11 protein-coding genes are annotated in these 13,959 nt (G+C 68.8%); 10 read left to right on the forward strand and 1 reads right to left on the reverse strand.

Annotated features, from left to right (window positions below):
• Positions 1-51: 51 nt before the first annotated feature.
• On the reverse strand, positions 52-2,610 hold the full coding sequence (gene glgP / locus C5O27_RS15035; RefSeq protein WP_127963035.1) for an alpha-glucan family phosphorylase: 2,559 nt from the start codon (positions 2,608-2,610) through the stop codon (positions 52-54).
• An 81-nt stretch (positions 2,611-2,691) separates the two neighbouring features.
• On the opposite strand from glgP, the gene dop reads away from it, so the two are divergent.
• From dop to C5O27_RS15085, 10 genes are all read left to right on the forward strand, one after another.
• The gene (gene dop, locus C5O27_RS15040; protein WP_127963036.1) at positions 2,692-4,191 is read left to right on the forward strand and encodes a depupylase/deamidase Dop; all 1,500 of its coding nucleotides are present in this window, start codon (positions 2,692-2,694) and stop codon (positions 4,189-4,191) included.
• A gap of 194 nt (positions 4,192-4,385) precedes the next feature.
• Entirely contained in the window at positions 4,386-4,577 is a 192-nt protein-coding gene (locus C5O27_RS15045; RefSeq protein ID WP_004019064.1) for a ubiquitin-like protein Pup, read from the forward strand.
• The gene (gene prcB / locus C5O27_RS15050; RefSeq protein ID WP_127963037.1) at positions 4,574-5,455 is read left to right on the forward strand and encodes a proteasome subunit beta; all 882 of its coding nucleotides are present in this window, start codon (positions 4,574-4,576) and stop codon (positions 5,453-5,455) included. The genes C5O27_RS15045 and prcB overlap by 4 nt, the downstream gene beginning before the upstream one ends.
• The gene (gene prcA, locus C5O27_RS15055) at positions 5,452-6,255 is read left to right on the forward strand and encodes a proteasome subunit alpha (RefSeq protein WP_127963038.1); all 804 of its coding nucleotides are present in this window, start codon (positions 5,452-5,454) and stop codon (positions 6,253-6,255) included. Before prcB ends, prcA begins: the two co-directional genes overlap by 4 nt.
• Positions 6,256-6,327: 72 nt before the next feature.
• Positions 6,328-7,686 (forward strand): Pup--protein ligase, encoded by a 1,359-nt coding sequence (gene pafA / locus C5O27_RS15060; RefSeq protein WP_005200010.1) that lies wholly within the window; start codon positions 6,328-6,330, stop codon positions 7,684-7,686.
• 45 nt (positions 7,687-7,731) lie between these two features.
• Entirely contained in the window at positions 7,732-8,724 is a 993-nt protein-coding gene (locus C5O27_RS15065; protein ID WP_006360394.1) for a helix-turn-helix transcriptional regulator, read from the forward strand.
• On the forward strand, positions 8,724-9,692 hold the full coding sequence (locus C5O27_RS15070) for a helix-turn-helix transcriptional regulator (RefSeq protein WP_075863262.1): 969 nt from the start codon (positions 8,724-8,726) through the stop codon (positions 9,690-9,692). The genes C5O27_RS15065 and C5O27_RS15070 overlap by 1 nt, the downstream gene beginning before the upstream one ends.
• 75 nt (positions 9,693-9,767) lie before the next feature.
• Entirely contained in the window at positions 9,768-10,031 is a 264-nt protein-coding gene (gene tatA, locus C5O27_RS15075) for a Sec-independent protein translocase subunit TatA (RefSeq protein ID WP_006360392.1), read from the forward strand.
• A gap of 20 nt (positions 10,032-10,051) precedes the next feature.
• Positions 10,052-11,026: a twin-arginine translocase subunit TatC gene (gene tatC / locus C5O27_RS15080; RefSeq protein ID WP_006360391.1), complete on the forward strand. Its 975-nt coding sequence runs from the start codon at positions 10,052-10,054 to the stop codon at positions 11,024-11,026.
• On the forward strand, positions 11,023-13,851 hold the full coding sequence (locus C5O27_RS15085; protein ID WP_075863260.1) for a DEAD/DEAH box helicase: 2,829 nt from the start codon (positions 11,023-11,025) through the stop codon (positions 13,849-13,851). Before tatC ends, C5O27_RS15085 begins: the two co-directional genes overlap by 4 nt.
• Positions 13,852-13,959: the final 108 nt, after the last annotated feature.

Below are 13,959 nucleotides of genomic sequence, written 5' to 3' on the forward strand. Positions count from 1 at the left end.
GGCGGTCGGGGCTGAGGTTCGGCAGTCGGGCCGAGCTCGTACGGCCTTCGCCTATCCCGCCGCATCGCCCGACGCCACCGGATACCGGACGAGTCCGAGTTCCGCGTCGTGCGAGAGCTGTTCGTGGCGGGGGAGTACGCGCACCGTGTAGCCGAGGTGGCCCGACGCCGGCGGGGTGGCCAGCACCGAGAAGATCACGCGACCCGACGCATCTCGTTCGGCGGCCGGGCTCATGTCGGTGATCGCGGGGTCGACGATGTCGCCGTCGTCGGTCACGCGGCCCAGCACGAGTTGGACACGGAGACTGTCGGGGTCGAGTTCGCCGACCGCCACGTGGGCGGACACGCGGAGACCGTCGTTCTCGCTCTCCTCGTCCACACCCGCGACGACGACCGAGCCCCAACCGGTCTCGATCTCCCGACGATAGACGGCGAGGTCACGGGCGCCGGCATGATCGTCGGCGCACGCGGCGACGTAGGCCGCCGCGGCGGGGCAGTACAGCTCGGTGGTGTAGTCGCGAACCATGCGCGAGGCGAGGACTTGGGGGCCCAGACGGGTGAGCGTGTGGCGCATCATCTCCACCCACCGCGTCGGCAGCCCGTTCTCGTCCCGCTGATAGAACAGCGGGATCACCGTGTCCTCGAGGAGTGCGTAGAGAGCTTCGGCCTCGAGGTCGTCGCGCCGGTTCTCGTCCTCGACTCCCTCGGCCGACGGGATGGCCCAACCGTTGTCGTCGTCGGCCATCTCGTCCCACCAGCCGTCCAGGATGGACAGGTTGAGGCCGCCGTTGAGCGCCGACTTCATCCCCGACGTCCCGCACGCCTCCATCGGCCGCACCGGGTTGTTCAGCCACACGTCGCAGCCGGCGTAGATGTGGCGGGCCATCGAGATGTCGTAGTCGGGCAGGAACACGATGCGGTCGCGCAACTGCGGGTCCTCGGCGAAACGCACCACCTGCTGGATGAGCGCCTTGCCACCGTCGTCCGCCGGATGCGCCTTGCCCGCGATGACGAGCTGCACCGGCCGGTCCGGGTCGGTGAGGATGCGGCGCATGCGGTCCGGGTCGCGCAGCATGAGCGTGAGCCGCTTGTACGTTGCTGCGCGACGGGCGAATCCGATCGTCAGCACGCCCGGGTCGAAGAGGTCGGCGGTCCAACCGAGTTCGGCGTCGGTGAAGCCACGCTCGCGTCCGCTCGCATGCGCCCGGCGCCGGACCTCGGCGACGAGCTCGGCCCGCAGCGATTCGTGGGTCGACCAGATCGTCTCGGCGGGCAGCCCGGCGTAGACCTCGGGCGCGGAATCCTCGTCACTCGAGGCGAAGTCACGCCACACCTTCGCCACCCAGGTTGGGCCGTGCACGCCGTTGGTCACCGCGCCGATCGGCACGTCCGCGGCGTCGAAGCCGGGCCACAGGTCGGCGAACATCTCCCGGCTCACCTCGCCGTGCAGCTGCGAGACGCCGTTGCTGCGCTGGCCGAGCCGAAAGCCCATGTGCGCCATGTTGAACACGCCCGGATCGGCCTCGTCGCCGAGCTCGGCGATGGTCGACGCGGGCAGGCCGGGCAGCAGTCGCGAGGTCCCGGAGGCGTCGGCGTCGAGGTACCGGTTCACCAGATCGGTGGGGAAGCGGTCGATCCCCGCCGGCACCGGGGTGTGCGTGGTGAAGATGTTCGACGCCCGGACCACGGCCTCGGCGGTGTCGAAGTCGAGCCCGGCGGCCACGTACTCCCGGATGCGTTCGGTGCCCAGGAATCCGGCGTGGCCCTCGTTCATGTGGAACACCGTCGGCTCGTCCCGGCCGGTCGCCCGCACATAGGCGCGTAGCGCGCGCACCCCGCCGATGCCGAGGAGGATCTCCTGCAGGATGCGATGCTCCTGGTCGCCGCCGTAGAGCCGGTCGGTGACGCCGCGCAACTGGTCGTCGGTGTTGGCTGCGATGTCGGAGTCGAGGAGCAGCAACGGGATCCGGCCGACGCTGGCAACCCACACCTGTGCAGACAGGGTCCGGCCGTCGGGCATGGAGATCTCGACGACGACGGGCGCGTCCCGGTCGGTGAGGAGGGTCAGCGGCAGATCCCGCGGGTCGTTGACCGGATATCGCTCCACCTGCCGGCCGTCGTGGTCGAGGCCCTGGCGGAAGTAGCCGGACCGGTAGAACAGTCCGACGCCGATCAGCGGGAGCCCGAGGTCCGAGGCGGCCTTCAGGTGATCGCCGGCGAGGATGCCGAGCCCGCCGGAGTAGATGGGCAGCACCTCGGAGACGCCGAACTCCATGGAGAAGTACGCGATCCCGGGCGGGACCGGATGGGTCTGCGCGTACCCGCCGAACCACTGCGGCGCATCGAGGTACTCCTCGAGACTCGCGTGCGCCGCCGAGACCCGCGCGCGGAAGTCCCCGTCGGCCGCCAGCTCGGTCAGCCGGGCCGGGTCGACGTCGGCGAGCACCCGCAACGGATCACCCGTCGCCTCCCACCGCTCGGCGTCGATCGTGGCGAACAACTCCTGGGTCGGCGGGTTCCACACCCAGCGCAGGTTGTGCGACAGGGGACCGAGGGCGGCGAGTTCGGGAGGCAGCGGCACCCGAACGGTGAACCGGCGGAAAGCTTTCACGGCGACGACGGTACTGGTGCCGGGCCCGCCCTGCGAGCGGGACGCTGCGAGCCTCTCCGCATCACCCTCTACCCTCGAAGCATGCAGCGAATCATCGGTACCGAGGTCGAGTACGGAATCTCCGCGCCCGGCGACCCGACCGCGAATCCGATCATGACCTCCACGCAGGCCGTTCTCGCCTATGCGGCGGCCGCCGGCGTGCCCCGCGCCAAGCGCACGCGCTGGGATTACGAGGTCGAGTCCCCGCTCCGCGACGCCCGCGGATTCGACCTCGGCCGCGGTTCCGGACCGGCTCCGATCATCGACGCCGACGAGATCGGCGCGGCCAACATGATCCTCACCAACGGCGCCCGCCTGTACGTCGACCACGCCCATCCGGAGTACTCCGCACCCGAGGTGACCGACCCGATGGACGCGGTCATCTGGGACAAGGCGGGCGAACGCGTCATGGAGGCCGCCGCACGCCACGTGGCGAGCGTTCCGGGTGCGCCCAAGCTGCAGCTCTACAAGAACAACATCGACGGCAAGGGCGCCTCGTACGGCACCCACGAGAACTACCTGATGGCCCGCGAGACCCCGTTCACCGCGGTCATCGCGGGTCTGACCACGTTCTTCGCCTCGCGTCAGGTCATCACCGGCTCGGGTCGCGTGGGCATCGGCCAGTCGGGCGACGAGGCGGGCTTCCAGCTCTCGCAGCGCTCGGACTACATCGAGGTCGAGGTCGGTCTCGAGACCACCCTCAAGCGCGGCATCATCAACACCCGCGATGAGCCCCACGCCGACCCTGAGCGCTACCGCCGGCTGCATGTCATCATCGGCGACGCCAACCTGGCCGAGACCGCGACCTACCTCAAGGTCGGGACCACCGCGCTGGTCCTCGACCTCATCGAGGCGGGCGTCGACTTCTCCGACATCGAGCTCGCCCGCCCGGTCCAGGCCGTGCACACCATCAGTCACGACCCGACCCTGACCGCTACCGTCGCACTCACCGACGGCCGCGAGCTCACCGGCCTGGCCCTGCAGCGCGAGTACCTCGAACGCTGCATGAAGTTCCACGAGCAGGAGCACGCCGACGACGAGCGGGCCAAGCACGTCCTCGAGACGTGGGCGGATGTGCTCGACCGCCTCGAGCGCGATCCGATGGAATGCTCCGACATCCTCGACTGGCCGGCCAAGTTGCGAATCCTGGAGGGCTTCCGCCAGCGTGAGGGCCTGTCCTGGTCGGCCCCGCGCCTGCAGCTCATCGACCTGCAGTACTCCGACGTCCGCCTCGACAAGGGTCTCTACAACCGCCTCGTCGCGCGCGGCTCGATGAAGCGTCTGGTCGACGAGAACGACGTGCTCGCCGCGATCCACGAGCCGCCGCGCAACACCCGCGCCTATTTCCGCGGCGAATGTCTCCGTCGTTTCGGGGCAGATGTCGCCGCGGCCAGCTGGGATTCGGTCATCTTCGACCTCGGCGGGGACTCCCTCGTCCGCATCCCGACGCTCGAGCCGCTGCGCGGGACGCAGGCCCACGTGGGCAAGCTTCTCGATTCGGTCAACTCCGCCGCCGAACTGGTCGACCAGCTGACGACCTGACACGCGCGGGGCATGTGCTTTGTTCCGCCCCAGTTGTCGCCGCCACAGGTAGTGTGGGACCACACGATTCCGAGGCCGATTCACCAGGGATCAGCGCCCGGCGGAAGCCGGTGAGATCCCAGGGGTCGCAAGACCCGATGGTGGTCGGTCGCGGGTAGCCCGCCAAGGGGCGATCGGTTTCAAGGAGGCAGCAGATGGCGCAGGAACAGACCAAGCGTGGTGGCGGCGGCGACGATGAGGGCGTCGGCCCCGATTCCGGTGCCGGACAGGAACGTCGCGAGAAGCTGGCCGAGGACACCGACGACCTGCTCGACGAGATCGATGACGTGCTCGAGGAGAACGCCGAGGACTTCGTGCGTGCTTACGTGCAGAAGGGCGGCCAGTGAGCGACAGGTTCGGATCACTGCCCCCTTTTTCACAATTTCGTACGGGTTCTGCTCTCGGCGCGGACATCTCGTCGTTCACCGAGTTCCTGCGGTTGCACGCGCCGGAGCAGCTTCCGCAGGCTCAGGTTGATCGCGTGGGTTCGTTCGCCGGGGGCGCAGACGGCGCCGGAGACATCCCGCACGGCACGACGATAGTCGCCGTGTCGTATCCGGGTGGGGTCGTGCTCGCCGGTGACCGGCGGGCCACGATGGGCAACCTGATCGCCACGCGCGACGTCAAGAAGGTCTACATCACCGACGAGTACTCGGCGGCCGGCATCGCCGGCACCGCGGGTATCGCGATCGAGATGGTCCGGCTCTTCGCCGTCGAACTCGAGCACTACGAGAAGATCGAGGGTGTCCCGCTCACCCTCGACGGCAAGGTCAGCCGGCTCGCGAACATGGTGCGCGGCAACCTCGGCGCGGCCCTGCAGGGTCTCGCCGCGATCCCTCTTCTCGTGGGCTACGACATCGACCACGACGACCCGACCGAACGCGGCCGGATCTTCAGCTTCGACGTGGCGGGTGACCGTCACGAGGAGTTCGGCGGCTACACGGCCATCGGTTCCGGATCGGTGTTCGCGAAGTCGTCGCTGAAGAAGCTCTACCGCTCGGACCTGACCGCCGACGAGGCGATCGCCATCGCGGTCGAGTCGCTCTACGACGCCGCCGACGACGATTCGGCGACCGGCGGACCGGACCTGGTCCGCAAGATCTTCCCGATGGCCGCGGTCGTCGACGCACAAGGTGCACGGGAGGTGGACGCGGCCGAGATCGAGAGTGCGGCGCGGGCCGTCGTCGAACGCCGTGCCGCCGAGCACGAGGGAGGTGCCCGATGACCTTCCCGTATTACGCCAGTGCCGAGCAGATCATGCGCGATCGCTCGGAGCTCGCGCGCAAGGGCATCGCACGCGGGCGGTCCGTGGTGATCCTGACCTATGCCGACGGGGTGCTGTTCGTCGCGGAGAACCCGTCGAACACCCTGCGGAAGACGAGCGAGATCTACGACCGCATCGGCTTCGCCGCGGTGGGCAAGTACAACGAGTTCGAGAGCCTGCGCAAGGCGGGAATCCAGCTCGCCGACATGCGGGGCTACAGCTACGACCGCGCCGACGTGTCCGGTCTGTCCCTGGCCAACACCTACGCCAATGCCCTGGGCAGCGTCTTCACCGAGCAGGCCAAGCCGTTCGAGGTGGAGCTGTGCGTGGCCGAGGTCGCCCGGGCGGGCAAGCCGAAACCGTCTCAGCTGTACCGCATCTCCTACGACGGGTCGATCACCGACGAGACCCGGTTCCTGGTGATGGGCGGCGCGACCGAACCGATCGCGGCGGCTCTCAAGGAGAGCTATGCCCCCGACATGGCGCTCGCCGAGGCGATCGGGGTCGCGGTCAAGGCGCTCGCCACCCCGGCCGACTCCGGCAACGGCGCCCCGGCGTCGCCGCGCGAGCTGACCGCCGGCGACCTCGAGGTCGCGATTCTCGACCGCAACCGGCCGCGACGGGCGTTCAAGCGCCTGACCTCGGCCGCGGTCGAGGAGCTCCTGCCGACCGCCGGGACCCCGGCCGCCGACGCGTCGGCGCCGGATGCCCCGGCGGACGACACCACCTCCGGCGGGGACACTTCCGGCGGATCGGACTAGAACGCGACGACTCGCGGTCGGCCTGGCGCTTCTGCCCGGTCGGCCGCGGGTCCCGCGAGTAGGGTTGGTCAAGTGCAGCGACGAATCATGGGCATCGAGACCGAGTTCGGTGTCACATGCACCTTCCACGGTCATCGGCGGCTGAGTCCTGACGAGGTCGCCCGGTACCTCTTCCGTCGCGTCGTGTCATGGGGTCGTTCCTCGAACGTCTTCCTGCAGAACGGCGCACGCCTGTACCTCGACGTCGGATCGCACCCCGAATACGCGACCGCCGAGTGTGACAGCCTGATCCAGCTGATCAACCACGACCGCGCCGGCGAACTGGTCCTCGAGGACCTGCTCGTCGACGCCGAGCAGCGTCTTGCCGACGAGGGGATCGGCGGCGACATCTACCTGTTCAAGAACAACACCGACTCCGCGGGCAACTCCTACGGCTGCCACGAGAACTACCTCGTCGTGCGGGCGGGGGAGTTCTCCCGGATCTCCGACGTCCTCCTGCCGTTCCTGGTGACCCGGCAGCTGATCTGCGGCGCAGGCAAGGTGCTGCAGACCCCGAAGGCCGCCACCTTCTGCCTCTCGCAGCGCGCCGAGCACATCTGGGAGGGCGTCTCCTCGGCCACCACCCGCTCGCGCCCGATCATCAACACCCGCGACGAGCCGCACGCCGACGCCGAGAAGTACCGGCGCCTGCACGTCATCGTCGGCGACTCGAACATGTCCGAGATGACGACCCTGCTGAAGGTCGGCTCGGCGGCGCTGGTGCTCGAGATGATCGAGGCCGGCGTGGCGTTCCGGGATTTCGCCCTGGACAATCCGATCCGCGCCATCCGCGAGGTCAGCCACGATCCCACCGGCCGGCGTCCCGTGCGTCTCGCCGGCGGACGGCAGGCCAGTGCCCTCGACATCCAGCGCGAGTACCACGCCCGCGCGGTCGAGCACCTCACCAACCGCCGTCCCGACCCCGAGATGGACATGGTCGTCGACCTGTGGGGCCGCATGCTCGACGCGGTCGAGGCCGACGACTTCGCGAAGGTCGACACCGAGATCGACTGGGTCATCAAACGAAAGCTGTTTCAGCGCTACCAGGACAAGTATTCGATGGAGCTGTCGGACCCGAAGATCGCGCAGCTCGACCTCGCCTTCCACGACATCAAGCGCGGCCGCGGTGTGTTCGACGTCCTGATGCGCAAGGGGCTCGTGGCCCGTGCGACCACCGACGAGGCCATCAAGACCGCCGTCAACGAGCCGCCGCAGACCACCCGTGCCAAGCTCCGTGGTGACTTCATCTCGGCGGCGCAGAAGGCGGGACGCGACTTCACGGTCGACTGGGTGCACCTCAAGCTGAACGACCAGGCCCAGCGCACCGTGCTGTGCAAGGACCCGTTCCGCAGCGTCGACGAGCGGGTCGACCGGCTGATCGCATCCATGTGAGCGAGCCTCCGCACCGCCTGATCGGCAAGGATCTAACCTGACGCAGTGGCCACTCCCAAAGTCGAGCGACTGCTCAATCTGGTGATCTGTCTGCTGTGGACGAAGCAGTACGTCACCGCCGACTACATCCGACGCAACGTCGCCGGTTACCAGGACGGCGACAAGTCCGACGAGGCATTCAACCGGATGTTCGAGCGGGACAAGAACGAACTGCGCGACCTCGGCATCCCGCTGGTCACCGGACGTTCGCCGATGGCGGCGGGCGCCGAGGGATACCGCATCGACCGTGACACCTACGAGCTGCCCGAGATCTCCCTGGACTCCGACGAGGCCGCCGCGATCGCCATGGCCGCCGCGCTCTGGGACACCCCGGAGGTCTCCACGCTGTCGCAGACCGCGATCCTCAAGCTGCGCGCCGCGGGCCTCGACGTCCGCTCGGAGGACGACCTCGGCTTCACCGCCGGCGGGTCGACGCGGTCGATGGGTTCGGAGCAGGTCATCGCCGGACTCCTCGGCGCGATCCAGGTCAAGCGCGCCGTCGAGTTCACCCACCGGTCGTCGGCGACCGCGACCCCGGCCGTCCGTCGGGTCGAGCCCTGGGGTGTGGTGTCCCACCACGGCCGCTGGTACGTCGTCGGACACGACCTCGACCGGGCCGCCACCCGCACGTTCCGCCTGTCGCGGATCTCGACGGTGACGCCGGTCGGACCCGCCGATGCCGTCGACGTGCCCGTCGGCACGGACCTCCAGCAGATCGTCTCCGCGGCGGTCGATTCCGCGGCGGGCACCGACGGTCGCACCGCGCGCATCTGGGTGGCCGCGGGCCGGGCCGCCGGACTCCGCCGGGCCGCGACCACCTCCGAACCCGCTGACCTCGACGGTGAGGCGGGCGACGTGCTGACCCTCGACATCCATTCGCTGTCGGCGGTGGCGCGCATGGCGCTGGGCGTGGGCCGGGACGCGGTCGTCCTCGATCCGCCAGAGCTGCGCGACCTCGTGATCGCCGGTCTGGACCGGCTGGCGGGGGTGAGCGCCTGATGGCCGGTGCACAACCGTCGCGCCTCAACCGGCTGCTGGCGATGGTCCCGTATTTCCAGGCTCGGCGCGGCATCTCGATCGAGCAGGCCGCGCGCGAACTCGGCGTCACCCAGACGCAGCTCACCAAGGACCTCGAGTTGCTGTTCGTGTGCGGGCTCCCGGGTTACTACCCCGACGACCTGATCGAGCTCGAGTTCAGCGAGGGCTTCGTCAGCGTCGGGTTCACCGCGGGCATGGACCGTCCGTTGCGGCTCACGACCGTGGAGGCCAGCACCCTGCTCGTGGCACTGCGTGCCCTTGTGGAGACGCCCGGTGTGGTCGACGTGACCGCCGCGCGGCGTGCCATCGCCAAGATCGAGGAGGCGGTCGGGGCGACCGTCGTGCCGGGTCTGTCCTCCGGCGCGGAGTCCGAGGCATCGCCGGGGGAGAACCCGACCTTCACCACCGTCCGCGAAGCCGTGCGTCGAGGACGTGCGCTCCAGCTGAGCTACTACTCGGCGAGCCGGGACAGCGTCACCGACCGTGTCGTCGACCCGATCCGGCTGCAGGTGATGGACCAGCACACCTACCTCGAAGCCTGGTGTCGCATGGCCGAGGGCGTGCGGTTGTTCCGCTTCGACCGCATCGACACCGCCGTCGAACTGGACGAACCGAGCAACCCGCCGGCCGAGGCCGAGTCGTCGTCGCAGTCGGTACTCGTCCCGGAGAACCCCGATCTGCCGGCGGTCGAACTCGAGATCGATCCCGACCACCTGTGGATTCTCGACTACTACCCGGTGGAGCCGACCACCTCGATCGACGACCGCCATCCGGATGAACCGGTCCGCGCCCGCATGGTCTACGGCTCACCCGAGTGGCTGACCCGTTTCCTGCTCGGCTTCGGCGGCTCGGTCCGCGTCGTCGACGATCAGAAGGTCGCGGCGGCGGTCGTCGAATCGGCGGCGAGTGCGCGCGAGCGCTACCGCTGAACCGGGCGGTCCACCGGCCTCAGACAACTCGGGTAGCATTGGACACGGTCTGGATTCGATCTGAAGGGTGATCTCATGGGCTTCACTTCGTGGTGGCACTGGGCGATTGTCGCCGTCGTGCTGCTGATCCTGTTCGGCTCGAAGAAGCTGCCGGACGCCGCCCGAGGTCTCGGACAGTCGCTGCGCATCTTCAAGAGCGAGGTCAAGGAGATGCAGAAGGACGACAAGCCTGCCGACACGGCACCGGCATCTCCCGACGCCCCGCAGCGGGAACTCCCGTCGGCTGACAACACCCAGCCGGGCACGTCGTCGAACGCCGACACCAAGAAATCGGCTTAGGGGCGCGTCGGAGAATCCGAGTGCGCATCCCCTTCGACCCCCGACACCGCAAGCGCAAACTCAATCCCGACGGCACGATGTCGTTGGTCGAGCATCTCTATGAGTTGCGCACACGCATGGTCATCTCGCTGTTGGCGATCGTGGCCACCACGATTCTCGGGTTCATCTGGTACAGCCACGGCTTCCTGGGCATCCCGTCGCTCGGCGACATGCTGCGCGGACCGTACTGCGACCTGCCGCCCTCCGCCCGTGCGACGCTGACCGCCGACGATTCCTGCCGTCTCCTCGCGACCGGCCCGTTCGACCAGTTCATGCTGCGACTCAAGGTCGCGCTCACCGCCGGTGTGGTCCTGGCATGCCCGGTGTGGATCTATCAGACCTGGCAGTTCATCACCCCCGGCCTGCATCAGAACGAACGCCGCTACGGCATCGCCTTCGTCACCGTCGCGACCACGCTCTTCGTCGCCGGCGCGGTTCTGGCCTATCTGGTGGTGGCGAAGGCCTTCGACTTCCTGTTGACCGTCGGCAATGAGGTCCAGGTCACCGCCCTCGCCGGTGACCAGTACTTCGGGTTCATGATCAACGTCCTGGTCATCTTCGGTGTCAGCTTCGAATTGCCCCTGCTGATCATCGCGCTCAATCTCGTCGGTGTCCTGACCTACGACCGGCTCAAGAAGTGGCGCCGCGGCCTGATCTTCGCGGTCTTCGTGTTCGCCGCCATCGTCACCCCGGGCCAGGACCCGTTCACCATGCTGGCCCTGGCCTGCGCGCTGACCGTGCTGCTGGAGTTCTCCATCCAGTTCGCGCGCATCGCCGACAAACGACGCGGCAGGCGGGCACCGAGCTGGGCCGGACTCTCCGATGACGAGGCCAGCCCGCTGCCTCCGACCCGCCCGGTCTCGTCGCCGTCGCCGGTCGCGACCTCGGCCGCGGGCACCTCGAACGCCACCCGGACCTCGACACGGGCACACGAGACATTCGACGACGTCCTGTGAGTCAACTCGACGCGTTCACGTCGCGGCTGGACTTCGGACTCGATCCGTTCCAGCGCCGTGCCTGCGAGGCCCTCGAAGCCGGTCACGGCGTGCTGGTCTGCGCACCGACCGGCGCGGGCAAGACCATCGTCGGCGAATTCGCGGTCCACCTCGCTCTCGCCGGCGGGACCAAGTGCTTCTACACGACCCCGATCAAGGCGCTGAGCAACCAGAAATATGCCGACCTCGCCGCCGTTCACGGCCATGAGTCGGTCGGACTGCTCACCGGCGACAGCTCCATCAACCCGGATGCGCCGATCGTCGTGATGACGACCGAGGTCGTGCGCAACATGATCTACGCCGAATCCCGCGCGCTCGACGGGCTGTCGCATGTGGTGATGGACGAGGTGCACTTCCTCGCCGATCGCTTCCGCGGAGCGGTCTGGGAAGAGGTGATCCTGCACCTCGAGCCGTCCGTGCGTGTGGTGAGCCTGTCCGCGACCGTCAGCAACGCCGAGGAGTTCGGCGACTGGATCCAGACCGTCCGTGGCGACACCTCCGTCATCGTCGACGAGCACCGGCCGGTCCCGCTGTCTCAGCACATGCTGGTCGGCCAACGGATGTTCGACCTCTTCGGCCCGGCCGATCGCGATCCCGCGGACCGGAAGGGGTCGCGTCCGCGGGTCAATCCCGAACTCAAGCGGCACATCCGTCACCGCATCCTGCTCGCCGAGGACGAGCGTGATTCGTCCCGGGGCCGAGGCCGGGGAGGTGGCGGGGGACAGCCGCGCCGACGCGACGGCCGCGGTCCACTGCTCTCGCGCCCGAATCTCGTCGGTCGCCTCGACCGTGAGGGTCTGTTGCCCGCGATCGGGTTCATCTTCTCCCGTGCCGGTTGCGACGCCGCCCTGGCTCAGTGTCTGCGGTCGGGTATCGCGCTGCTGACACCCGAGGAGGCCGCCGAGGTCGACGCCGTCGTCGACCGGCGCCTCACCGAACTCTCGCCCAGCGACGCCGACGTGCTGGGCGTGCAGGAGTGGCGCGAAGGTCTCCGCCGAGGCCTGGCGTCGCATCACGCCGGGATGCTCCCGACCTTCCGCCACGCCGTCGAGGAGCTTTTCGTCCGTGGGCTCGTCCGCATGGTGTTCGCCACGGAGACACTGGCTCTCGGGATCAACATGCCGGCCCGGTCGGTGGTCCTCGAACGTCTGGTGAAGTACAACGGCGAGTCGCACGTCGACCTCACCCCCGGCGAGTTCACCCAGCTGACCGGCCGCGCCGGACGCCGCGGGATCGACGTCGAGGGCCATGCCGTCGTGGTGTGGACACCCGAGGTCGTCCCCGAGGAGGTCGCCGGACTCGCGGGTGCCCGCACCTTCCCGCTTCGCAGCTCCTTCTCGCCGGAATACAACATGGCGGTCAACCTGCTCGGCCGGCTCGGTCTCGACGGGGCCCGTGAACTCCTGCACCGATCGTTCGCCCAGTTCCAGGCCGACCGCTCGGTGGTCGGGCTGGCCCGCAAGCTCCACGAATCGCAGCGGGCGCTGCGCAAGCTCGACGGCGAGCTGGCCCGCGCCGCCGAGGCCCGGGGTCTGGAACCCGGGGGAGTCGACGCCACCGGGGCACCGGCAGCGGGCGAGACCGAGGCGTACGCCGGGTTCCTCGGCTACGTCACGCTCCGCGAGGAGATCCGCCGTCGAGAACGAGACCTGAAGTACCGCAAGCGGATCAACACCGAGGATGCAATCGTCGCCGACCTGGCCGCGCTCAAACGGGGTCACGTCATCGGGGTGCCCGTCGGACGCCACCGGGGTCTCGCGGTGATCGTCGAACCGGCCACCCAGGCAGCAGATCCCAAGCCGCTGGTGGTCACCGAGGACGCCTGGTGCGGACGTATCGGGCTGCGTGACTTCGTCAATCCGCCCGAGGTCCTCGGCAACATGCGGTTGCCGAAGAACGCCGACCGCCGGACCGGACGCGGCCGCCGCGACCTCGCGTCTGCACTGCGGTCGACCGGGATAGAGATGCCCCGGGGGCGCTCCAAGAAGCGCGCCGACGCCGCCGATGACCCAGAGCTGGCCCAGATGCGTCGCACGCTGCGTGCCCATCCCGCGCATCAGATCCCGAACGGCGACGAGCTGTTCCGTCTCGCCGAGAAGCGCAACCGTCTGCTGCGCGACATCGTCACCGCCGAACGCAGCATCGGTGAGCGAACCTCGACGCTCGGTGTCACCTTCGACCACATCGTCGGTGTCCTCAGCGAGCTCGGGTACGTCGAACGCGTCCGCGAGGCCTCCGAATCGACCGGCCACAACATGCGGGTGACCGAGTCGGGCAAGCTGCTGGCCCGCATCTACAGCGAGAGCGATCTCGTGGTGACCGAGTGCATTCGCGCGGGCGTGTGGGACGACCTCTCGCCGGCCGACCTGGCCGCCGTCGTCGCCGCACTCGTCTACGAGAGCCGTCGCGACAGCTACGGCGGGGTCGATGCGCTGCCCGGCAGCACCTCGCTGCGTACTGCGATGGCCGCGACCGTGGACATCTGGTCGAAGGTGACGGCGGTCGAGTCGCGCCACCGGGTCAGTCCCACCCGGGAGCCGGACACCGGTTTCTCGCTCGCGGTGGCGACCTGGGCGTCGGGCCGATCGCTCAGCGAGGCACTGCTCCTCGCGGGCGAACGCGGTCAGCTGCTCTCACCTGGCGACTTCGTCCGGTGGAATCGTCAGGTCATCGACCTCCTGGAACAGATCCGGCTCTGCGTCGGCACCGACACCCGCCTGGGCGGCACCGCACGATCCGCGGTCAAGGCGATCCGCCGGGGAGTGGTGGCCGCCGAACTCGGTTGAGCCCGTCGGTTCACCAGACGACGCTGCGGGCCACCCTGCTCGCGGTTGCCTGATTGTCGTGTGTGCCTGAGGTAACGTTCATCCCGCATTCGGTGTCAGGGAGGGATG

The sequence above is a fragment of the Gordonia alkanivorans genome (assembly GCF_004011905.1).
Taxonomy (GTDB): domain Bacteria; phylum Actinomycetota; class Actinomycetes; order Mycobacteriales; family Mycobacteriaceae; genus Gordonia; species Gordonia alkanivorans.

Bases quoted from the DNA above. Each gene is read 5' to 3' on its own strand.
- C5O27_RS15045 (WP_004019064.1), top strand. From the start codon at position 4,386: ATGGCGCAGGAACAGACCAAGCGTGGTGGCGGCGGCGACGATGAGGGC.
- C5O27_RS15070 (WP_075863262.1), top strand. From the start codon at position 8,724: ATGGCCGGTGCACAACCGTCGCGCCTCAACCGGCTGCTGGCGATGGTC.
- tatA (WP_006360392.1), top strand. From the start codon at position 9,768: ATGGGCTTCACTTCGTGGTGGCACTGGGCGATTGTCGCCGTCGTGCTG.
- dop (WP_127963036.1), top strand. From the start codon at position 2,692: ATGCAGCGAATCATCGGTACCGAGGTCGAGTACGGAATCTCCGCGCCC.
- prcA (WP_127963038.1), top strand. From the start codon at position 5,452: ATGACCTTCCCGTATTACGCCAGTGCCGAGCAGATCATGCGCGATCGC.